We start from the raw sequence: 22,027 nt of genomic DNA, 5'->3' as shown, positions 1-22,027 counted from the left end.
GCTTGGGCTTTTTTGTGAGCCAGTGGGATTATAAAGATCTATGTTATGAGCAAAAAAATGGATGCAAGCGTCAAACGAAAGTTCTCTACCTATCCAGCAGCGGCAGTTGTTGTTTTAAATCAAGTTAGAGAGCTGATATTAGATGTTGCCGAGCAAGATGGTATTACGGAACTTGAAGAAACACTAAAGTGGGGGGAGCCGAGTTATATCTCAAAAATAGGTTCGACAATTCGGTTTGATTATAAAGACAAAGCACCGCAGCATTTTTATATTTACTTTAATTGTAATACTAAGCTGGTGGAGACATTCAAAGAGTTGTACGGCGATATCTTTGTCTATCAAGGTAATCGTGCATTGGTATTTGAGCTTGATCAAGCATTGCCGAACAAGGAACTTGCTCATTGTATCTCTTTGGCACTGCGCTACAAAAAAATAAAGCACCTGTCATTGCTAGGTGCTTAGTTTATGCGCGGTATAAAGAGCAAAAGCGCGATATAAAATCACGCCTACTAAAATCTTGAAAGCGAAAATTCACCTCGCGCTGACAATACTTATTTAGCTCTGGCAGCGCGTGCGGCGTGTAGTTTTTTATAGCTATCGATCAAACGCTGATGACGCTCTAACCCTTTAAGTTGCATGTTGGTAGGTGTTAAACCATAAAACACTACATCGCCATTGATAGAGCCGACCACGGCATCCATTACTTCTTGGCCAAACATGCGGGTAAAGCTGTGAATGTAGTCTTCAATCTCAATGTCATCACTTAGTGCGACTTCTAGCGTTGCGTGCATTGCTTGATAGAACAACCCGCGTTCAACGGTGTTATCGTTAAATTGTAAGAAGGTTTCAACCAGTTCCATCGTCGCTTCTAAATCACCCAGTGCTAAATAAATTAACAGCTTAAGTTCAAGAATCGTTAACTGGCCCCAAACGGTGTTTTCGTCAAACTCAACACCAATTAGGGTAATAATGTCGATGTAGTTATCAAGCTGGCTGTCTTCTAGGCGCTCAACTAAATCGGCAAGCTGATCTTCATCTAAGCTGTGTAAGTTTAAAATGTCTTCACGGTATTTAAGGGCTTTGTTGGTGTTATCCCAAATTAAATCTTCAACAGGGTAAACTTCAGAGTAATCAGGCACTAAAATACGACACGCCGTGCCAAGATCTGAAAACTCAGCAATATAAGCTTCTTTACCTAAGTCTTTTAAAATACCGAACAAGCTTGCGGTTTCTTCTTCGTTCGTGCCAGAGAAGTCCCATTCAACAAACTCATAATCGTGCTTCGCACTGAAAAAGCGCCATGAAATTTTACCTGTTGAGTCAATAAAGTGCTCAACAAAGTTTTCAGGCTCTGACACGGCCATGCTGTTAAAGGTGGGCTTTGGTACGTCATTTAAGCCTTCAAAGCTGCGACCTTGTAATAGCTCAGTTAAGCTGCGCTCAAGGGCGACTTCAAAACTTGGGTGGGCACCAAATGAAGCAAATACTCCGCCGGTTTTTGGGTTCATTAAGGTAACGCACATCACCGGAAACTGCCCGCCTAGGGAGGCATCTTTTACCACAACTGGAAAGCCTTGCTCTTCTAAACCTTTAATACCAGCAACAATACCTGGGTATTTAGCAAGAACGTCTTCTGGAACATCAGGCAATACCAGCTCTTGCTCGATAATTTGGCGCTTAACCGCGCGCTCAAAAATCTCAGATAAACATTGTACTTTGGCTTCTGCAAAGTTATTACCCGCACTCATGCCGTTACTTAAAAATAAGTTTTCAATTAAGTTTGACGGAAAATACACGGTTTCGCCGTCAGATTGGCGAACATACGGAATAGAGCAAATACCGCGCTCAATATTGCCTGAGTTAGTGTCGATAAGGTGCGAGCCGCACAGTTCATCTTCAGGGTTATAAATGCTTAGCGTGTAATCGTCTAAAATGCCTTCTGGCAGGGAGTCGTCATCGGTAAGCGCAAACCATTTTTCATTTGGGTAATGAACAAACTCACTGTTGGCAATTTCTTGTCCAAGGAATTGGTCATTATAGAAAAAGTTACAGTTTAAGCGCTCAATAAATTCGCCTAGGGCTGAGCATAATGCACTTTCTTTAGTAGCACCCTTACCATTGGTAAAACACATGGGTGAGGCGGCATCACGAATATGCAACGACCACACGTTTGGCACAATATTGCGCCACGATGAAATTTCAATCTTCATGCCTAAGTCGGCTAAAATCGCGGTCATATCAGCAATAGTTTGCTCAAGCGGTAAATCTTTACCAAGAATAAAGGTGTTCTCACTGCCTTCAGGCTTTGCCATTAACATGGCTTGTGCGTCATTATCTAGGCTTTCTACCGCGTCAATTTTAAATTCAGGCACAGTTTGAATAACACGTTTAACCGTACAGCGGTCAACTGAGCGCAAGATGCCAGTGCGGTCTTTTTCAGAAATGCTTTCAGGGAGTTCAACTTGAATTTGGAAAATTTGGTTGTAACGATCTTCCGGGTCAACGATGTTATTTTGCGCAACACGAATGCCGTCGGTCGAAATATCACGGGCATTACAATACACTTTTATAAAGTACGCAGCGCATAAAGCTGATGATGCTAAAAAATAGTCAAATGGACTTGGCGCAGAGCCATCGCCTTTATAACGGATTGGTTGATCCGCAATGACTGAGAAATCGTCAAACTTAGCTTCTAATCTAAGATTATCGAGAAAATTAACTTTAATTTCCATTGAGTTGGTCCACCTTCATGCGCACTAATAAGTAAGGCTGCTAAATGTTTGCGCCAGACTTCGTCAGTGTATTTTCATTTAGCTGCAATTATCCGCTTTTTAGGGCAGTACATACAAGTAATAGTCGCGGTTAATTTTTAAAAGAGTGAAGTTAGCGAGGGTAAAGTTAGCAAGGTTAAAGTTGTTAGTGACACATTTTTGTTTGCTTAATTAAAGTGGCTGTATGGTTAAATGTGAGTGCATCAGAGATTTACTGTTTTAGACATCTGTTTGATCTAATATTTTTTGAGGCATAGTTTTTATATTTGTTAACTGACTGATTAACAAAGAGTTGCATCAGAACTTATGTTATGGCAGGATGAATGCCTCATACCAAACATAATATAGGAAAAGGGATGAATCCTAAAATTGCGATGCTTGCTCTAGGTGTAACATTGGGTGGTTGTTCGAGTAATGATAATACAACAGCTTCGTTTTCTGAACTATCGTCAAATTATGTCGATCTGAGTGATAAACAACATTCGGATAAACTTTCTAATTATTGGAAAGCTGTAAAAAGAGTCAACCCCGACTTTCCTTCCTTAGCTGCTAAAAAGAGGTTATCTGGTTGTGTCGATATAATAGTTGGGATCAATGAAGATGGTAAAATGGGGATTTACCATGTTAAAAGCTCATACCCCGACGATCTTTTTGTGGATAATGCTATAGCATCATTGGAAAAATGGCGTTGGTCAGCAGCTCCTGAGAACACGAGTAAAACCAGTGTTTTGACTTCTATTCAACTGGATTTTTATTTGCAAGGTAGTAAAAATAGTGAAGAGTTTGCAAAGCACTGTGATTAGCGCTTTTTATTCACCTCTCAAACACGGTACCTCACAACCTCTTTGTGAAAATTAGCTTAGAATTTTTACACAAAGAGGCTTTAGTCATGTATCACCAACTCGCTACGCTATTACTAAAAACCCAACAAATGCACAAGCCGCTGCAATGAGTGTATACGGCAATTGGGTAATGGCGTGGCTCATTAAGTTACAGCCTGAGCCTTGGGCTGCAAGGACGGTTGAGTCTGAGTAAAAACATGCTTGGCTACCAAATGATGAGGCTGATAACAGCGCACCAATCACCAGCGGTATATTCGCATCAACCGCGACGGCAAGTGGCATCACAATTGGAATTGTTACCGCAAAAATTCCCCAGCTTGAACCCGTTGCAAAGGCTAAAATAGCCATTGCTAAAAATACCACGGCAGGTAAATAGCCTGCGGTCATAAACGGACTCAGCGACTTTCAAAATAAAGCGATAGTGATTGTACCAGGGCAGTGTGGTAGCGCCTGTCTTGATGCTGTTGATACCTTTAAGCTGTTTTCAAATACAGCGCTATTTGGCGCGCCAAGTAGTTCAGACTCTACTTATATGGAAGTAAGGTTAATCGATACACCTTCGGGGTTGAGCAAGGTGATTATTCCTAATAAAGTGTACGTAGACAGGCCCCGTGAAAAAGGATTCTATTATCAGCCTGATATTCCATATTATGGACTTGAATGGACAACAGAGGCGTTACTTAAGCAAGTTAATAGTTTGCTAGAGTAACTGTATTTGCTTGTTTAGTGAGCGTCTTCAACAAGCTACTTTATTCAAACACGTTTTGACGGAGTATTTCGCAAACATAAAACCGGCAGGAGCTTTATTTATGAATCAATTAACAGAAAAAACTATCGCCTGCCCTTATTGTGGTGAGCATATAGATGTATTACTTGACCCTGCGGACATAGATCAACAATACATTGAAGACTGCCAAGTGTGCTGTAAACCGATTAATTTTTTGGTATTTGAAACAATGGATGAAGAACTGTCGGTTAGGGTGTTTAGTGATGACGAAAGTTATTGAATTATGAAAATATCATAAGCGTATATGTGTTTGTTCAGACAAGAGTATTTAGGCCTTCATTATTAAACATGAGTGATTAGTTTAATAATGAAGGAGGCTAAATATAATTACTGTATCTTCTTTTGGTTACTGATCTTCTAGCGCCTTTAAAAGCACGTTTTTAAAACGTGCAAAGTCTTCAATATGCGGTAGGTGCCCTAAGTCGTTTAGTTCAAATAGTTCTGCATTTGAAATAAGCGCTGCGGCTGATTTACCTAATTTATCGTAACGACCCAATTCGTAGTTAATACCTTGTTTTTTCCAATTACGGCCAGGGCCTGTCCTGTCACGTGTACCAATAATGAGCTTTACGGGCATCTTAAAATTGCTAAATTCAGTGATTACCGGTTGGGTAAAAATCATGTCGTATGTTTTTGCGTTTACCCATGCGATTTGTTCTTTATCAGGGCCTTGAATTTGCCCTGTTATAAAGTGGGTGAGAGATTCAAACTGACTATTCCATTGACCATCGTAGTAATTTTTTTGCTGATACTTTTTAACGCCTGCTGGTGTTTTTGCAAGCTCACTTTTATAAAAGAAGTTAGTGTCTTTGTAATCAACATATTCAAGGTAGTTTTCGAGCCCGATTGGGTTCATCAGGATAAGTTTTTCAGTGGTGTTTGGATGCATCAATGCAAAACGGCTGGCAAGCATACCGCCCATTGAGTGGCCTAATACAATCGACTTTTTAATATTAAGTGATTCTAATAAAGCGTGAGTATGATGAGCAAGTGCTGCGAAGGAGTATTGGTAATCTGTTGGCTTTGATGATTTACCAAAACCGATTTGATCGGGCATTAGCACACCATATCCAAGGGATTGTAAAAGCTGCGCGGTTGGTGTCCAATAATGGGCGTTAAAGTTTTTACCATGCATGAGCGTAACAACAGGCTTGTCACCTTTGGCAGGTAAATAAATATAGGCCATTTTTAATGTTTGCTGTTGAGATTCGATGGTGAAAAAATTAACGTTGAAATCGTAACTGTAGTTTGATAATTCAGCGTTATAGCTTAAACGCTTAGTATCAGTTTCTGCGCTTATGACGAGACTGGTTAATAATAAAAGACTTAACAACCCTATTTTATACACAGTGAGCTCCTTAGCGTAAAAGGTGGTAATGAATAGCTATTTTAAGGCTCAACATGTTAGCCGTGGCTACCATGTTGAGCCTGCTTGAATGTAGATTGCGCTTTCTTCTGGCCCTTTGGCTATGTCTAACCCTAACCGTATCCCATAATGCTTATCAACTAAATACCTGAACCCCGCGCCATAAGTATTAATGGTTTTGGAGCTTGATAAGTCAGAAAAGTGATCCGCCGCCCAACCAAGGCCGGTAAAAGCATTTAGTTTAATTTTTTCGGTAATTTTATAACTCGCCTCGAGTTCACTCACCATCACATTAAGTCCTTGATAACGAGACGCGGAGACGCCGCGTAAGCGAATACTCGGCGGAATATACACAGGTAACGGTTTTTCTTCTTTATTGTTTACACTGTCATATTGAATACGAAAAGCAAGGTTGCTTTTGTCAGTTAATGCCCAGTAGTTAAGCGCTTTTATTTTCAGGCTTGAGTAATCGATATCGCTGCCGAGTGCTTGATCATAAACCATGTATTCAGCTGTATAATCTATCCCTAACTCAGGGTCTAGCGGGTTGTCTCTGCTATCGTATTCCATGATTGCGCCGAGGCCAGAAGTATTTATCTCTAAATCTAAATGGTTAATTACAAAACCATCTGGTAAGGGCAAGCGGTTAAACGGATTATCCGCTAAGCTTAATTCAACATGGCGATACATTTGTTTTGCGCCAAAGAAGAAGTTGCTATCGTCATAGCGCACTTTTACATTTTGTAAAAGTGCCGGGCCTTCAATATTGAGGGTGATTGGTGTAAGGGCATCAATTTCTGAGAGGTTATAAAAATCTAAATTAACACTGGCATACCCTAAAATGCCTTGATAACGAATGCGATCTTCATCCCAAAAAGTTACATGGCCAACGGCCCCACCTTTGGTGCCATTTTTTGTTGCCAATGCGCCCACAATACTAATACTCTGTGGCAAGGTACTGCCTTCTTTTACTGGCTTTTTGGGTTTTTTATCATTGCCATGAAAAAATAAACCAACCACTCCTAAGCCCGGCCCAACGGCTGGTTCAGTAATAAATGTGGGGATCGGTAAAAATGAGATCGGCTCTGCTTGCTTGTTGCTGGCGTGATTATCCAATTGCTTTTTAGTTGGCTCTATTAGTTGATCGTCATAGCTGGTGGCAAAGCAAAAAGGTTGAATAAGTACACCAATAACCGCAAACGTGATGCTATTTTTATTGAGTATGGTTTTTAATTTATTATTTTTATTAACGGCCATCATAAAGTTTACCAGCTTGCTCCCGCTTGAATATAAATAGCACTCTCTTCAGGCCCTTTGGCAATGTCTAGACCCATTGTAAAACCATAGCGTTTAGCGATTAAATAGCGAAAGCCTGCACCTACTGTCGTTTGTGAGTCGGCACTACCCATATCAGAGAAACTATAACTTGCCTTTCCAAGCCCTGTAAAGCCGTTAATTCGCCAGCGTTGGTTCAATTTATAAGTGAGCTCTACCTCTGTGACTAAAACATCAGTGCCTTGGTAGCGTGATTTTGCAATGCCACGTAAATCAATAAAAGGTAATACGTAAACCGGCAGTTTTGTATCGTCATCTGCATATACACCATCGTATTGATAGCGAAAAGCAAAGTTAGTGGTAGGGCTGAGCTGCCAGTAATTTAAACCTTTAATTTGTGCTGATTGATATTCAACATCACTACCAATACTATCATCAAAAAGCATGTATTCAGCACGGTAATTAAAGCCTTTCTCTGGATTCAAAGGGTTGTTACGATTATCAAATTCAAATACTCCACCTAGCCCAGATGTGGTGATTTTTTTACTTAGTTGCTGATCTAAAATAGACAACTGTTCGCCATTGATATCAATATCAGGCAGTAATGGATCCGCCAGTGCGATATCGACACCGCGATAAAACTGTTTTACACCGGCGAAGAAATTGCTGTTTGGGATGCGCTTGGTGAGTTGTTGTAGTATACCCGGGCCATTTAGGTTTAGGGCAATGGGTTTATTAAGTTCGCGACCCGCTAACGAATAAAAATCTAGGTTAATGTCGGCGTAGCCTGCAAACCCACGATACCTTAATGTGTCTTGTTGCCAAAATGCAATGTGACCAAGCCCTGTGCCCCATGTGCCATTTTCAGTTTTCATTGCGCCAATTATACTAATGCTTTTTGGTAACAAAGCGTGATCGGTATGCTCAGTTTGCTTGTTTTTATCGGTATCGTGAAAAAACAACCCCATTAAGGAGAGGCCAGTCCCTACAGCAGGCTCGGTAATAATGGAAGGGACGGGTAAAAAGCCAAGTGGAGTTTGCGATATATAGCGGCTGGCATCGAGTTGCCCATCGTCTGGATCAATCATAAACTCATCAAAAAAATCAGCCTGGGCGAGAGGGCTGCTTAACAGGCACAAACTGGCCGTGAGCAGAGTTGTTATTGAATATTTAGCCATTACAATTCCTTTGGTTAATAACGAACCGTTAATCCAGCAATAATCGCATCGCGATCATTAATGAAACCATTGTATTCTATATTAAGTGATAAGCTACTACTGATATCCCAGTTAAAGCCCGTTACCATGTTCCAGCGGTTAACATTGGATTGTTTTACTTGATAATCGAGGCTAAAGCCACCTTCACTTGTTAAGCTGCCAGTGACCACATTATGACTATCTAGATAGTTGCCACCGATAAACAATGCTAATCGCCCTAATTTGGGTAAATGAATAATACGCCCAGCCCGTGGGGTGATGGTGAGTGATTGGCCATCAAGTACATTACGATTTGATTGGCTCCACGTTATATTGGTGGGCAGTGCGAAAAACCAGTCTTGCCACGCACCAGCTAAAATGAAACCCAAGCCATAGGTGGTGGGATCAATCGTGGCACGGATAGGCAAAGTGAATAGCGAATCTTGCAATAAACGACAACTAATAGGCTTTATTAAGCTTTGGCAGTCTTCACCTAGTTGATTCAGCATGGTATTACCATCAAGTAGCACATCGGCATGCAAGTCACCTTGTACTTTCCCCACAGTGGCAAATACATTTAAGAAAGGCAACAGCCACATGTCAGCTTTAAGTTGTGTTGTATTTAAGGAGGTTATAGGGGTATCAAAACTCACGAACTCGTATGGCGTTGTGCCATTGCCATTAAAGCCGACTAGCAATTGCGTTAATGACATCTGCTGCTGAACATCAACATAGGTAAAACCAATACCATAGGGCTTAGGTAGGGCAAACCCTTTGGCAATGACTTTATCGGCTAAAAAGGGTAGCGCATATGGCCATTCGGTAACTGTTTGGCTTTCAGCTATTTTTGTTGGTAATTTACTAACGGCAAACTTTGCATCGTTTAAACTTTGGTTTTTAGTGATTGTGATTGCACTGACACTTAACGCGGCGATTGACCCTTCTTTATTGAGCGAGTATAGGTTAGTTTTGTGCTCATACTCTAGGGTTGTGCTCGGGGCAGTTTGCTTTGTTTTACTTAGGTTATTTAATTTGACGCTAAAATGACCGTCTTTGATTTGCTTAATCAAATCTGCATTCTGAAAGGTTATTAAGTATTGAGTTTGGCTAGCACCTAGACCGACACCTAAGTTAACACTATTTAAATCAAGCACAGTTTGCTCATTTTTTTGCTTATCAATTAATAAACATAAACCATTTTGCCCGCCTAAGGCGAGTATCATCATACGATTCGTTTCGCAGATTATATACCCAGCAGCATTATTTAAGTCTTGCTCTATAGCAGGTTGTTGACTGATAAAGGCATCAAGTAATTGCTGTTGTTTATTGGCTATTTTTTGTTGTGAGTCCAAACGCTGTTGCTCAGTTAAAGTTGAACACCCAGTGCTTAAAAGCAACACTAAAATAAGCCAAAATAATTTTAATGATATTAAATAGGAATATAACCGACGCATAAAAACTCTTTGAGTGCTCGCTTAGTCTTTTTACTAAGCGAGGTGTTGGTAGCTAATTTTAAAGTTGGTAGTTAAATTCAATACGTTGATCACCATCAAAAAAATCTACATTTTCATTCCAGTTAGCAAAATAACGTAGATTCATTCTTGGGTTTATTTGATAACTCACGGCAAATTCATGAGTTAGGATATGGCTTTGATCAAAACCATAATAATTGTCTTTATAGTTATCTGAGCCGGCAATGGTTGATAACCAAAATGGGTTGTAGTTAATCCAAATTTGATCAGTAATAGCTACTTTAGAGTACATACCAATTAAACCGTAGACCCCCATTGTTGAATAGCCGCTATCGATTGAGCCATCATCTTCTATCGCACTTTCACCAACCGATACACCGACCCCAGCCAATGGGTAGAAAGAGAACTTACCTTTAGGAGGTAGGGCTTTTATAAAACTGTACGATACGTCCATCGTTTCTTCAGCAACGAGGTTACCGCGCAAACTATAGTTTGCATCTATTTGTGTGGCGGTGCCGTTTGTGAGCTTAGTAGTAAAATTACGAAAGCGAAATGAATCGATAGAGTTGGTCGTTTGGCTATCACTGCGCCAGCCCAGAGTATCACCTAAAATGCCTTTTACTTCGATGATGTTCATAGCTGCAGTGGTTTTATCGCCAGTATCGTATGCTTGGCCTACTTTAAGGTTAATTCCTTTATCTGTAACGCCTGCGCCAACCTGGGTATAGATAGCAAGCGGATCAGACATATCTTGAACTTCTTTAGTTTCAGCAGCGATTGTCGGTGCTGATAAAGCAATCGCTAAACTTAGCAGTGTGTATTTCATAATTTAATCCTTTTAAAGGGCTTAAACAGCCCGCATTACAAAAAATGTGGTAGCTAAATATGTGGGCTTATTTAAAACTTCATAGCGACTAAACTATACAAATAAACGTTACATTTTAAATTGTTAGATACAGTTATATACCCCTTTTACTATACAAGGTTAAGGGTTTAATGGCGATAATTGCTCGCTGTTAGCTTTTTTACTGTGCTTAATGTTTGCCCTTAATGAGGCTATCTGCTCTTTTAAATTTACGGGTAAACTAGCTTGAGTATAAATAGCTTGTTCAAAGCTAATCACAACAGCTTGGTGTTGTTTTAATAAAGCAGCAGATTTGCCAATGTCACCTTTAAGCAAAGTACTCCATTGTAAATAAGCGCTGTAGTATGTTTTTGTATCACTTTTTGCGCTGTGCTTGAGAGCGCTAAAATACGCAGTTTCTGTTTGTTGATAACGTTGTCGCAAACGTTGAAAAACCTTGATAAGAAAATATAGGAAAAGCACAGCGATAGCAGCTGTTATGAGCCATAAAATGAGTCTTTTGCTGGTCATCGCGGGTGGTTTAATAGCGATAACTTGGCCATCAATAGTGGCAGTTTTAATTGTATCTGTACTGGGCTGGTAGTATTGCAGCTCAATTGCTGCAAGCTCAAGCTGACCATCTTGCTTTATCAGGATATCTTGCTGTTCAATACGGGTTCCTAACAGTTCTGAACTTCGCTGATCCAACTTGTCGGTTGTGGTTACTGAAGCGGGGTAGGCTTGCGCTAACTCGGTATTTTGTGTTGCTAACAGTGGCGGAATAAATAACGCTGAGCTAGTCGTTATTTCTGCGGTGATCACACGATGAATACTTTGCCCTGTCACCAATTGTTCTGGTGTCTTTAGTTGCTCTGTTAAGGTGATATTCTCAGCAATGATCACAGGACTTAACGACGCTGCTTTTGTTGGCAGGGAGGCATTAAATTCAACCTTAGGCACAGTAATAGCACGTTTTACAGGGTTGTTGCTATCATCAACAAAGTGAATGTTAAGAGTGGGCAGCTGTAGCTCATATTTACCTTGGGCCATAGCAATAATAGGGTACTCCTTAATAACCCCAGTCCAAGTCGCACCGTCAACCCGCTCAGATGTCGGGTAAGTACTTTTATTACCCTTTATATTGATGATATTAATTGCTTCGGCTTCATCAAAATACAGGGGTTTTGAAAACCAAGTAGGCACCAATACTTTTACTTTAACCGTGGTCACTTGGCCTACAAGCGGCTGTTGCTCGGTGATAGAAACAGTGACTTTTGGCTCTTGTGCATTGACTACACAGCAGAACAAACTAATGAAAAAAATTAAAAAATAGCGCATTATTTTCTTCCTTGATTGTTTGCTTCAGTGGCAAATTTGTTTTTTAAAAAATCACCCATTTGTGAGTCAACACTGCGCATCCATTGCTCTTTTGCATCTGCAGATAGGGTATCGGCTACTTGATAATCCTGTGATTCACCGTTTTGTTTTTCGCTGACCTCGTTGCCATCGACTTCTGTTGTGATGCTCTGTTCAGCATCAACGCCTCCGGCTTGAGCGATTACCGCTGCATAGGCGTATTGGGCAATGGCTAAATTTCGTTGTGCATTTTGATGGTCGGGTTGTTGTTTTAATACTTGTTTAAAACCAGCAATGGCGGCTTCAAACTCTTGTGCTTTTAATAATGCCGTTGCACGGTTATAAAAACCTTCCACAGTGCTGAGCGAGCCATAAATACTGGCGGCTTCTACATAGCGGCCAGATTCAAATAATGCTTTTGCTTGCCACTGTGGATCTGAAAATAAACTAGCAGAGCGAGCATAATCTAAATCGTTGTACGCCATCATGCCCTGTTGATCACGGGTAAAAAACCAATCAGCGGTGCTTGCTGCACTTGGTGGGCTGTAACTTAAAAGCGTACTTAAAACGCCAATTGCTATTACATTGAGTGGTTGAGCTGTTTTTTTAGAGGCGATAGATGTCCAGCCTTTTCTAAACCAAAAGGCACTGAGAATTAACACAGGCCATGCGAAATACCATGCCATATCTTGGTATGGACGAGTGTTATTTTTGTCGAGCTGTTGCTGGTATCTTTGCTGGGCTATTTCATCAATAGCGACAATATCTTGCGCCCCTAAACTGAGCTCTTGCCAAGTAGCAGAGTTAAGAGAAGCCAGTGTATTGCTATTGGGCTTGATGATAAGAGTTTGCCCTTGCTGATCTGACAGTAATTGATTGTTTTCATCTGTGATTGTGCCACCTTCTGGTGTCGCAAACTGCCACCAAATGAAAGCTTGTTGCATTTTATTAAGCGCAGCCACTTGAGCTTGGCTAATGTCATCGGCTATCACTACTATGCTGGCATTGGGTTGTTTTTCTAAAAGGGCTTGGGCTTGTTGCATCGCCGCAGATAGGTTGTCGGCACCTATAGCATGGCTGCCCGGCATTATATCTGGTGCAAGGGCTGCTAAAAAAGGCTGAAAGACATGATTATCTTCAGTAAAAGGCAGTACGTTATGACTGGAGCTTGCGTAGGCAAATAGGGCTGTTTTAGCTCCCGCGCGATACTCAAACAGATCGGTTAACTTTTGTTTTGCGCGTATTAAACGCGTTGGGGCAATATCATTCGCTTGCATACTTTGTGTTACCTTAAGTAGCACAATTAGCGGGGCTTTATCGTCTTTATTATCGGTTTGTTTGTACCAAGCAGGGCCAGCTGCGGCGATAGCCAATAAAATCCCTGTTACTAAAGTAAAATCAATGGGTTTTATTTTATCGAACACGCTTTGTTTTGGGGTTAAAGCTTGCGCAAGGTGACTTGCTATAGCGTTTGTTTGTTGTTGCTTTTGACTTTGCTGTTTGCGAATTAAGTAACATAACGCCACCACTACAATCAGCAGTAATAACACCCAAGGTCTTAAAAAGTGAAAATCAAGCATGGCTTTGCTCCTTGTGGGTCAGTACTTGTATCAGTAAAATAAGTACCAAGCAGCTAAGTGCTAACAGCAGTGGTAAATGCACTAAACTAGTTTCTTTACGCGTTTGCGTGTGGGGCGTTTCAACCGCTGCTATTTTATCAATTTGTTGGTAAATGTTGGCCAGTGCTTGGCTATTTTGTGCCTTGTAAAACTCTCCATCTGCGGCATCAGCTATTTTTTTCAGGGTACTAAAGTCAACCCGATATTGACCTTCGCCTTGTTCATCCCCTATGCCAATCGTAAAAATCCGCAAATTAGATTGTTTAGCGATTTGCGCCGCATTAAGAGGTGACATTCTTGAGCCTGTATCGGCGCCATCGGTTAGCAAAATTAAAATTTTATCGTCTACTTTTGATGCTTCGAACGTTTTTAAGGCTAAACCTATTGCATCACCAATCGCAGTATGAGGGCCTGCCATTGCAACTTGCGTTTCATTGAGTAATTGCTCGGCACTGGCTAAATCTTGGGTAAAGGGCACTTGTAAATAAGCTTGAGTGCCAAACACGATAAGACCAATCCGGTCATCTTTTCGGTCACTAATGTATTGGCTTACAACTTGTTTAACCGCTTGCAAACGTTGAATTGTATCACCGTTTTCTACGGGGAAATCAGGTTCGTCCATAGAGCCTGATAAATCAATCGCAAGCATAATATCACGGCTTACGGTGGTGGTTTTTATTGCGGCTCCTAGCTGTACGGGTTGAGCAAGTGCAGTCACCAAAGCTATCCAAATAAGTCCAGCAAACAGCCAAGTCAGTAATGATTTTTGATTTACTTTTGCTCCTTTACTTGGTTTTGCACCTATTGCCTCAGCGGCAAGGGCAAAAAAAGGAATACGAATAGCCGATGATTTTTGTTTAAATGTGGGCAATAGCCAAAATAGTATAATTGGTAAAAATAAAAGTGAGAAAACCCAAAGGTGCTTAAATAAAATCATAATTGCACCTTATAATGGCTAAGCCAAATAACAGCTTGTTGTTTTAATGCTGTGGTATCTGGTTGTCCATCCAGTTGATAAAAGTCATTAAAGGGTGTGTGCTTTTGGCAATGTGAATTTAAAAAGTTGGCCCAATCAGAGCCTGTGAGCGAGGCTATTTTTTGTCGTTCAAAATCATTTAATGCGCAACGCTTTAGAATACTGCTAATTTCTAATGGACTGGCGTTATCACTCAAGGCATTGACTTGCGCAATTGCATAGTGGCGATGGCGTTGCTTAAATTGCTTATACTTATAAATGGCAAACGCAACGACTGCAATACTAATTAAGCTTACCAGCAGTACGCTCCAGCCGGGTCCTTGGGGCCACATTGAAATGGCCGCGGGCTCGCTAATTGGCTCAATTTCTGCCATTAATTGGTATAGCTCTAAGTTTTCGAGATCGGTATTATCCATAATTAACCCACCGCAAATGCGCTTGAAAATTGGTTTAAGGTATCTTGACTTGCATCTAATTCGATTACCGTTATCCCCAGTTGTTGTTGCCAGCTTTTTACTTTATTGGTGCGCGCTGTAAATGTGGTTTGTAGTTTATTGTGTAGCTTCTTATTACTGGTATCGAGCGTTATTTGCTGTTGTCCGTCACTCACATTAAGATTTAAGTCTTCGGGTAAATCTTGGTTGATGCTGTCGGTGACTAAACACAAAATCACATCATTATGCGCTGCCATCTGCGATAAATATTGCTCAGTCGCTTCATCGACCTGATCAAAATCACTAATAATAATGATCATTTGATCATGGCTTATGAGCCGAGTCGCAGCTTGTAAAGGTTGATTTAACTGCATTGCAGGGGCTGCCAACTCACAATTTAAGGCCAGATTAAATTGGCTAAGCGTATGAATAAATTGCTCTAATGATTGTGGCTTTTTGCTGGGTTTAAACGAGTTTATGGTGCTGTCGTTAAATACTACGCCACCGACACGATCGCCTTGCTCTAAAATACGGTAGGCGCAAATAGCGGCAGCTTCCGCCGCTGTCACTGATTTCATATTAAGTTTAGAGCCAAAAAACATATTGATCCGTTGATCAACAATGATTAACGCACTGCGGTCTTTTTCTTCGGCATAAATACGCACATGGGGTTTACCCGTACGTGCGGTAACGCGCCAATCTATACTACGAATATCATCGCCGACGCGGTAATCTCTGAGCTCTTCAAAACTTAAACCACGGCCACGAATACGCGAGCTGTGGCGACCGGCAAGCACACTGTTACTGTGTTGTTTAGGGAGAAAGCTCAGTTTTCGGGCACGACTTTGCAGGCCCTTTAATTGTTTAAACTCAGAGTATATTCGCTTATCCACTGCGGGATTTGAAATAGCCATAGCTTACTCCTTATGGCAAGGCAACAAGCTCAATGATTTTTGCTATCACATCGTGGCTGCTAATACCTGCGCCTTGGGCTTGGTAGCTTAAACTAATACGGTGGCGTAATACGTCAACAGCGATACTTCGAATGTCTTCTGGTAATACTTGGTCACGTCCAGCAAGCCAGGCGTGAGTACGTGCACATTTATCTAAACCAATTGAGGCACGAGGAGAAGCGCCTAAATCAAGCCAGTTCGCAAGCTCTTCATCGTATTTTTCAGGCGTTCGTGTGGCATAGACTAAATCGGCAATATAACGCGCCATTTCAGGGCTTACAGCAATATTGGCTATTTCTTTACGAGCATCAAAAATGATTTGTTGTGGCAAGCGGGATGAGGGCGCATCGGCGCTTTGCTGAGTGTTCTGCGGTTGATAAAGTGCTTGCTCTTCTTGTCTCACTAAACCTATGACATCAACTTCGTCTTCAATACTAGGGTAATCAATGTTTACCTGCATTAAAAAACGGTCCATTTGTGCTTCAGGAAGAGGGTAGGTACCTTCTTGCTCTACCGGGTTTTGAGTTGCAAGTACCATAAACAGAGGGTCCATTTTATGGGTTTTTCCGGCAACGGTAATTTGTCTTTCTTCCATTGCTTCAAGCAGTGCTGATTGCACTTTGGCTGGTGCGCGGTTGATTTCATCGGCAAGGACAATGTTGGCAAAAATAGGGCCTGGATCAAACTTAAACTCGCCACCTGAGTCGGTTTGAAAATAGACTTCGGAGCCGGTGATATCAGAAGGTAATAAATCGGGCGTGAACTGGATACGGCTAAATTGGCTATCAATGTTTTTAGCTAAAGATTTGATAGCGCGAGTTTTGGCAAGCCCAGGTAGACCTTCAACGAGTAAGTTACCATTGGCTAAAATACCAATTAGAAGGCGTTCAATGACATCTTGTTGGCCGATTATGCTGGCGGCCATTTGCGTTTGCAATTGTTTGATCTGTGCAAGAGTATCCATTCTACTATCCTTATTGATTTAGGCTTTGCATCATTTTTATCTGTTGTATAAATTGTTGTATCTGTTGGTTGCCAGGAACCAATTGCGCTAAATTGTTAGCATAACGCAGTGCTAAGTCATACTGTTTATTGGCTAAGTACGCTTGCGCCAAACTATAGCTGATATCTGGGTTGTTTGGGGTGATCCTAAATGCTTTTTTCAGTGCATCTAAAGAGCGCTCCATTTGCCCCATGTCTTGTAACAGTAATGCATAGGTGTAATTGTAATTAGCATTATTATTAGAAAAATCTGCCGCTTTTTGTAAATGTCCTAATGCAGATTGTTTGTTTTTTCCTCTAATGTAACTCATAGCTAAAGAGTAATGCAAATCAGCCGCTTCAGCATTTACTTTAAGCCCTTGCTTTAAAATGTTTTGTGCTGCTACTTCGTCACCTTGAGTACGATAGAGGTCGGCTAAGTTAACATAGCTTGGAATGAAAATATCTTCCACTTTTATTGCCGTTAAATAGTGCGCTTGTGCTTGTTCTGGTTGGTCAAGTTCAAGTGCTAAGTTACCCAAGTTTGTATGGGAAAACCCGCGCTCTGCTTGGTAAGCCTGAACTTGTTTGTATTCATTTAATGCATCTGTGAGTCGTTTAGTATCTGTTTCATTCAAGCCACCTGGGAATGGTTCTATCAGCATCGCAGCAAGTGCACGGGCGGCTTCACTGCGTATAGGTAAACGGGAGTCATCTAATAAGCTATTTAGCATGCGCCAGCGTTGTGATATTTCATACGGCATCGCAGCGACTATAGCGGCTTGGCGTTTTAATGGTTCATCTTCTTTCACTGCTCTGACAATCGCCACAACCGCATTATTGTCTGGGGTATTTGCCATACGGCCCAGTGCCGATGCACGAATAATATCAGGGAAGTCTTTATTTTGCGCGATTTTGGTTAGCATAGCTGAGCTATTAGGTAGCCGGTTATCAGCCGCATGAAAGGCCAGTGAAAAGTGATCGCTCCCCATATGTTTTGAGTTAGGGTGCCATTGCTTAATATTTTTTACCGCCCATTGAGGTGTTTTGTCTTCGTGGCAACTATTGCATGCATTAGGTGCTTGGGTTTTTAAGGTTAAATCAGGGCGCGGTACTCTAAAGCTATGATCGCGCCTTGCATCGACTTGCATATAGGTTGTTGCTGGCATATGACAATCCACGCATTGGCTGCCCGCAGTATCCACTTTGTGGCCATGATGTTTCGGGGTTTCAAATACATCGCTAGTATGGCACTGAGTACAGGTTTGGTTGCCTGGTAATTTTAATTTACCCGAGTGTGGGTTATGGCAATTGCTACAAGTGACACCTGCTGCAAACATTTTACTTTGCTCAAACGAACCCCATACATAATCTTCATCCCATACTTGACCATCGACGTGGTATAGCTCAGGAGTGATCAGTGACGGTTGAAATTGTTTTAAAAACTCATGCGGGTCTGCTCTGTCGGCGGTTTGGCTGCGCCTTGCATGACACGTTGCACAGACCGGTATTTGCTCTGAGCTTTTCAGCGGCTGAGCGCTTTTCATACTGCCATCAGCTTGGCGAGTAAATAACGGTGTTTTTTTACTAATATTGACCGGGAAGCCTTTGTCTTTAATGTCAGTATCACCATTGGCCCAGCTGAGATGTTGCTGAGTATCACCATGACAGGCTTGGCAGCCAACATTCATTTGCGTAAACGTAGAGTCAAAGCTGTTAGTTTGTAGATCAAATTGTTTTTTAAAATCTGTTGAGTGGCAATCTGCACACATGTGATTCCAATTTTGGCCCATTTGCGACCAGTGAAATAAATCATGCTTTTTTTGCTCTGGGTGTAATACAAACCAACGTTGCCCGCCTTGTTCTTTTGTGCGTGAGTCCCATGCAAACGGGAAGAGTTGAATTTTCCCTTGGCCCATATCAAACATATATTGTTGTAAGGGCTGATAGCCAAAAGTATAAAGCACAGGGTAGTTGGTTAATTTCCCCTGCAGATCTGGCATGCTGATAATCAGCTTTTTATTATCAGTAAAAAACCGCGCCTGTTGCCCTTGGTAGTCGAGTGTTTGGTTATCAAAGTTACCCAATACGGTGTTTACTGTTGCAGGCTCCATGGCATGAAAATGGTCAGACTGTTGCCAATCCAATACTTCAGCTTTATGGCAAGAAATACACGTTTGCTCGTTTGCTTGAACATCGTGAAAAAAAGACAAGGAACACATCCATGTCACAATATATAGAAATCGCATTTACAAATATCCTTGCGCGAACAGCATCATTAAGTATTTCAGTTTATTTATACCAGCACAACAGTACTTGAGTAAAGCTTATAACAGACTAGATTATAACAAGATTGTAATTGAAAAAAATAATTACACTCTGTACCTTTTATACGATAATATTTACATTACAGATGATATTTTTTCGTTGCAATTAAGTTGAAATAGTATAGCTTTAAACTAGTCTATGAAATAGGCGTTAAAAATACGTTGGTTATAACAAGGAGTACACAGGTGATTTCTATAAAATCGAATATCAAACAGCTTGTTGCAGTCGCTGCACTTGCTATGGGGGTTGGCTCAGCGCAAGCTGCAGATAAACCTAATATTTTAGTTATTTGGGGTGATGATATTGGTGTTCACAATATCAGCGCATACAACCACGGTATAATGGGTTATAAGACCCCAAACATCGACCGTATCGCCAAAGAAGGCGCTATGTTTACTGATTCTTATGCACAACAGTCATGTACTGCTGGTCGTGCATCTTTCGTTTTAGGTCAACATCCGTTCAGAACAGGCCTATTAACGATTGGTATGCCGGGCTCTGATCACGGTATTCCTGATTGGTCTCCTACCATTGGTGATTTATTAAAAGAGCAAGGCTACATGACAGGCCAGTTCGGTAAGAATCACTTGGGTGACCAAGATAAACATTTACCTACTAACCATGGTTTTGATGAATTTTTTGGTAACCTATACCACTTAAATGCAGAAGAAGAGCCAGAAGGTTATTTCTATCCTAAAGACCCTGAATTCCGTAAAAAGTATGGTCCTCGTGGCGTACTTAAAGCAACTGCTGACGGTAAAATTGAAGATACTGGTCCATTAACTAAAAAACGTATGGAACATGCGGATGACGAGTTTATGGCTGCTGGTTTAGATTTTATGGAACGCGCTGTTAAACAGAAAAAACCATTCTTCATGTGGATGAATGCAACACGTATGCACGTTTGGACTCACCTTAAAGAAGAGTCTGTTGGTGTAACAGGTAAAGGCTTATACCCAGACGGTATGGCTGAGCATGATAAAGCAGTTGGTGTACTTCTTGATAAACTAGACGAGCTAAAAATTGCTGATAACACGATTGTTGTTTACTCAACAGATAATGGTGCTGAAACAATTTCATGGCCTGATGGTGGTACTACACCGTTCCACGGTGAGAAAGGGACTACATGGGAAGGTGGTTTCCGTGTTCCTATGATGGTTCGTTGGCCTGGTACTGTTAAACCAGGTACTGTTTCTAACGAAATCATTTCTCAAGAAGACTGGATGCCTACTTTCTTAGCTGCTGCTGGTGAACCTAATATTGTTGAAAAACTTAAAAAAGGTTACCGTGCAAATGGTAAAAAATGGCGTGTACACCTAGATGGTTACAACATGAAACCATTGTTTGAAGGTAAAGTTGATAAATCACCACGTGAAACGATTTACTACTTTGGCGCAACAGGTGAGCTAAACGCTGTTCGTTGGAATGATTGGAAAATTCACTTTGCAACACTTTCTGGTGGTATCAATACTGCAACACGTGAAACGCCATCTTGGCCGTTGATCATCAACCTTCGTCAAGACCCGTATCAAAAAGGTGCGCTTGAGTCGGAAATGTACTTAAAATGGTATGCTGAAAACACTATGTGGTTATTCGTACCTGTACAAGAGAAAGTTATGGAATTCTTAAAAACGATTCCTGAATATCCTTTCCAAATGGGCTCTAGCTTAAGTTCAAGCAACATCAGCTACGATACATTTAGAAAGCAAGATGCATTGAAAAAACTTGCAGAATTAGATGCATTAGTTCCACGTAACTAATCACTTTAATTTGTTTGATATTTAAAGCCAATTTCATTTTGAAATTGGCTTTTTCATTCCAAGAAGGAATTTTTATGAAATTACTTATATCTTTTATACTCGTTTTTAGCCTAGGTTTTACAACAATAACCAAGGCTGAGCCATTAGCATCATGGCAAGAAGGCGAAGTAAAACAAGCCATCATAAACTTTGTAAAAAAAACCACAGATAGGAATTCAAATGACTTTGTAGCAGTTACCGATCGAATTGCGGTGTTTGATAACGATGGCACTTTATGGGCTGAACAACCAGCTTATTTCCAATTGTTTTTCGCTCTAGAGCAAGTGAAAAAACTAGCTAAAGACAACCCAGATTGGAAAACCACACAACCTTATGCAGATATTTTAAAAGGTAATATGCCGGCGCACATGTCTGAGGCTGATTTAGTTGCCTTAGTTATGAAGACTCACACAGGCATGAACAGTGATGAGTTTACCAAACGGGCTTCAAGTTGGATGAGCGCAGCAAAACACCCAATTACTAAAAAGCCATTTACCGAGATGGTTTATCAACCTATGTTAGAGCTTTTAAGCTATTTACGTGAACATGATTATAAAACCTTCATCGTCTCAGGCGGTGGTGTGGAGTTTATGCGTGCATGGGCGCCAGCAGTATATGGCATTCCAGCAGAGCAAATTGTGGGTAGCCGCATCGCCTCTGAGTACAAGGTGATTGATGGTAAACCACAAATTGTGAGATTACCCAAACTTGAATTTAATAACGATAAAGCAGGTAAACCCATTGGTATTTATAATGCCATAGGTAAACGCCCTGTTATGGCATTTGGCAACTCAGACGGCGACCGTGAAATGCTTGAATGGACCAAAGCCGGTGCTGGCGCTCGTTTTTCGATGCTTATTCATCACACTGATGACAAACGTGAGTGGGCGTATGATAAAGGCTCAAAAATCGGCGGCCTAGATAAAGCTCTGCAACAAGCAAAGCAAGAAAGCTGGACCGTTGTAGATATGAAAAAAGACTGGAAAGTTATTTATAAACAATAGTCTTACCGATTTTACTTGTAAATT

The 22,027-nt window shown here is 41.0% G+C and carries 18 protein-coding genes and 2 pseudogenes; 6 read left to right on the top strand and 14 right to left on the bottom strand.

The genetic code is table 11. The annotated features are described in order from the left end of the window. The first annotated feature begins 45 nt into the window (after positions 1-45). Complete coding sequence (locus NQT69_RS11530; protein ID WP_256827812.1) at positions 46-462, top strand: DUF1801 domain-containing protein; 417 nt, start codon at positions 46-48, stop codon at positions 460-462. Between the two features lie 89 nt (positions 463-551). Here the strand turns inward: NQT69_RS11530 and NQT69_RS11525 are convergent, their stop codons facing one another. Further along, positions 552-2,732 (bottom strand): OsmC domain/YcaO domain-containing protein, encoded by a 2,181-nt coding sequence (locus NQT69_RS11525; protein WP_256827811.1) that lies wholly within the window; start codon positions 2,730-2,732, stop codon positions 552-554. A 395-nt stretch (positions 2,733-3,127) separates the two neighbouring features. On the opposite strand from NQT69_RS11525, the gene NQT69_RS11520 reads away from it, so the two are divergent. Next, positions 3,128-3,574 (top strand): energy transducer TonB, encoded by a 447-nt coding sequence (locus NQT69_RS11520; RefSeq protein ID WP_256827810.1) that lies wholly within the window; start codon positions 3,128-3,130, stop codon positions 3,572-3,574. A 102-nt stretch (positions 3,575-3,676) separates the two neighbouring features. On the opposite strand, the pseudogene NQT69_RS11515 reads toward NQT69_RS11520, so the two are convergent. Next, positions 3,677-4,015 (bottom strand): annotated as a pseudogene (locus NQT69_RS11515) (Na+/H+ antiporter NhaC family protein); the annotation flags it as partial. On the opposite strand from NQT69_RS11515, the pseudogene NQT69_RS11510 reads away from it, so the two are divergent. Both NQT69_RS11510 and NQT69_RS11505 read left to right on the top strand, forming a co-directional pair. Then, positions 4,011-4,322 (top strand): annotated as a pseudogene (locus NQT69_RS11510) (S41 family peptidase); the annotation flags it as partial. The pseudogenes NQT69_RS11515 and NQT69_RS11510 sit on opposite strands and share 5 nt — an antisense overlap. A 100-nt stretch (positions 4,323-4,422) precedes the next feature. Next, entirely contained in the window at positions 4,423-4,620 is a 198-nt protein-coding gene (locus NQT69_RS11505) for a CPXCG motif-containing cysteine-rich protein (protein WP_256827809.1), read from the top strand. Between the two features lie 126 nt (positions 4,621-4,746). On the opposite strand, the gene NQT69_RS11500 is transcribed toward NQT69_RS11505, so the two are convergent. The 12 genes from NQT69_RS11500 to NQT69_RS11445 form a co-directional block, all read right to left on the bottom strand. Further along, positions 4,747-5,739, bottom strand: a complete 993-nt coding sequence (locus NQT69_RS11500) for an alpha/beta fold hydrolase (RefSeq protein ID WP_372823178.1) — start codon at positions 5,737-5,739, stop codon at positions 4,747-4,749. 75 nt (positions 5,740-5,814) lie between these two features. After that, the gene (locus NQT69_RS11495) at positions 5,815-7,026 is read right to left on the bottom strand and encodes a BamA/TamA family outer membrane protein (RefSeq protein WP_256827807.1); all 1,212 of its coding nucleotides are present in this window, start codon (positions 7,024-7,026) and stop codon (positions 5,815-5,817) included. Positions 7,027-7,031: 5 nt separating this feature from the next. Further along, on the bottom strand, positions 7,032-8,219 hold the full coding sequence (locus NQT69_RS11490; protein WP_256827806.1) for a BamA/TamA family outer membrane protein: 1,188 nt from the start codon (positions 8,217-8,219) through the stop codon (positions 7,032-7,034). A gap of 14 nt (positions 8,220-8,233) precedes the next feature. After that, positions 8,234-9,691, bottom strand: coding sequence for a hypothetical protein (locus NQT69_RS11485; protein WP_256827805.1), 1,458 nt, complete (start codon positions 9,689-9,691; stop codon positions 8,234-8,236). 58 nt (positions 9,692-9,749) lie between these two features. Continuing rightward, positions 9,750-10,535 (bottom strand): hypothetical protein, encoded by a 786-nt coding sequence (locus NQT69_RS11480; protein ID WP_256827804.1) that lies wholly within the window; start codon positions 10,533-10,535, stop codon positions 9,750-9,752. 159 nt (positions 10,536-10,694) lie between these two features. Beyond that, a complete protein-coding gene (locus NQT69_RS11475) occupies positions 10,695-11,891 on the bottom strand; it encodes a hypothetical protein (RefSeq protein WP_256827803.1) in 1,197 nt (398 codons plus the stop codon). After that, complete coding sequence (locus NQT69_RS11470) at positions 11,891-13,489, bottom strand: vWA domain-containing protein (RefSeq protein ID WP_256827802.1); 1,599 nt, start codon at positions 13,487-13,489, stop codon at positions 11,891-11,893. Before NQT69_RS11470 ends, NQT69_RS11475 begins: the two co-directional genes overlap by 1 nt. Continuing rightward, positions 13,482-14,465: a VWA domain-containing protein gene (locus NQT69_RS11465; RefSeq protein ID WP_256827801.1), complete on the bottom strand. Its 984-nt coding sequence runs from the start codon at positions 14,463-14,465 to the stop codon at positions 13,482-13,484. The genes NQT69_RS11470 and NQT69_RS11465 overlap by 8 nt, the downstream gene beginning before the upstream one ends. Continuing rightward, positions 14,462-14,920, bottom strand: a complete 459-nt coding sequence (locus NQT69_RS11460) for a DUF4381 domain-containing protein (RefSeq protein WP_256827800.1) — start codon at positions 14,918-14,920, stop codon at positions 14,462-14,464. The genes NQT69_RS11465 and NQT69_RS11460 overlap by 4 nt, the downstream gene beginning before the upstream one ends. A 2-nt stretch (positions 14,921-14,922) precedes the next feature. Then, positions 14,923-15,852, bottom strand: coding sequence for a DUF58 domain-containing protein (locus NQT69_RS11455; protein ID WP_256827799.1), 930 nt, complete (start codon positions 15,850-15,852; stop codon positions 14,923-14,925). 10 nt (positions 15,853-15,862) lie between these two features. Continuing rightward, positions 15,863-16,855, bottom strand: a complete 993-nt coding sequence (locus NQT69_RS11450) for an AAA family ATPase (protein WP_256827798.1) — start codon at positions 16,853-16,855, stop codon at positions 15,863-15,865. Between the two features lie 10 nt (positions 16,856-16,865). After that, positions 16,866-19,094: a tetratricopeptide repeat protein gene (locus NQT69_RS11445; protein WP_256828070.1), complete on the bottom strand. Its 2,229-nt coding sequence runs from the start codon at positions 19,092-19,094 to the stop codon at positions 16,866-16,868. Positions 19,095-19,439: 345 nt separating this feature from the next. Here NQT69_RS11445 and NQT69_RS11440 point away from each other — a divergent pair, with 345 nt between their 5' ends. Beyond that, positions 19,440-20,960: an arylsulfatase gene (locus NQT69_RS11440; protein WP_256828069.1), complete on the top strand. Its 1,521-nt coding sequence runs from the start codon at positions 19,440-19,442 to the stop codon at positions 20,958-20,960. 74 nt (positions 20,961-21,034) lie between these two features. Further along, entirely contained in the window at positions 21,035-22,003 is a 969-nt protein-coding gene (locus NQT69_RS11435; RefSeq protein ID WP_256827797.1) for an HAD family hydrolase, read from the top strand. Positions 22,004-22,027: the final 24 nt, after the last annotated feature.

This window comes from Pseudoalteromonas shioyasakiensis, from assembly GCF_024518675.1.
In the GTDB taxonomy this organism is placed as follows: domain Bacteria; phylum Pseudomonadota; class Gammaproteobacteria; order Enterobacterales; family Alteromonadaceae; genus Pseudoalteromonas; species Pseudoalteromonas shioyasakiensis_B.
This window is presented reverse-complemented; position numbering and strand designations above follow the sequence as displayed.

Coding starts and splice junctions, on each gene's coding strand:
- NQT69_RS11530 (WP_256827812.1), top strand. CDS start 46: ATGAGCAAAAAAATGGATGCAAGCGTCAAACGAAAGTTCTCTACCTAT.
- NQT69_RS11525 (WP_256827811.1), bottom strand. CDS start 2,732: ATGGAAATTAAAGTTAATTTTCTCGATAATCTTAGATTAGAAGCTAAG.
- NQT69_RS11520 (WP_256827810.1), top strand. CDS start 3,128: ATGAATCCTAAAATTGCGATGCTTGCTCTAGGTGTAACATTGGGTGGT.
- NQT69_RS11505 (WP_256827809.1), top strand. CDS start 4,423: ATGAATCAATTAACAGAAAAAACTATCGCCTGCCCTTATTGTGGTGAG.
- NQT69_RS11495 (WP_256827807.1), bottom strand. CDS start 7,026: ATGATGGCCGTTAATAAAAATAATAAATTAAAAACCATACTCAATAAA.
- NQT69_RS11490 (WP_256827806.1), bottom strand. CDS start 8,219: ATGGCTAAATATTCAATAACAACTCTGCTCACGGCCAGTTTGTGCCTG.
- NQT69_RS11485 (WP_256827805.1), bottom strand. CDS start 9,691: ATGCGTCGGTTATATTCCTATTTAATATCATTAAAATTATTTTGGCTT.
- NQT69_RS11480 (WP_256827804.1), bottom strand. CDS start 10,535: ATGAAATACACACTGCTAAGTTTAGCGATTGCTTTATCAGCACCGACA.
- NQT69_RS11475 (WP_256827803.1), bottom strand. CDS start 11,891: ATGCGCTATTTTTTAATTTTTTTCATTAGTTTGTTCTGCTGTGTAGTC.
- NQT69_RS11470 (WP_256827802.1), bottom strand. CDS start 13,489: ATGCTTGATTTTCACTTTTTAAGACCTTGGGTGTTATTACTGCTGATT.
- NQT69_RS11465 (WP_256827801.1), bottom strand. CDS start 14,465: ATGATTTTATTTAAGCACCTTTGGGTTTTCTCACTTTTATTTTTACCA.
- NQT69_RS11460 (WP_256827800.1), bottom strand. CDS start 14,920: ATGGATAATACCGATCTCGAAAACTTAGAGCTATACCAATTAATGGCA.
- NQT69_RS11455 (WP_256827799.1), bottom strand. CDS start 15,852: ATGGCTATTTCAAATCCCGCAGTGGATAAGCGAATATACTCTGAGTTT.
- NQT69_RS11450 (WP_256827798.1), bottom strand. CDS start 16,855: ATGGATACTCTTGCACAGATCAAACAATTGCAAACGCAAATGGCCGCC.
- NQT69_RS11445 (WP_256828070.1), bottom strand. CDS start 19,094: ATGTGTTCCTTGTCTTTTTTTCACGATGTTCAAGCAAACGAGCAAACG.
- NQT69_RS11440 (WP_256828069.1), top strand. CDS start 19,440: ATGGGGGTTGGCTCAGCGCAAGCTGCAGATAAACCTAATATTTTAGTT.
- NQT69_RS11435 (WP_256827797.1), top strand. CDS start 21,035: ATGAAATTACTTATATCTTTTATACTCGTTTTTAGCCTAGGTTTTACA.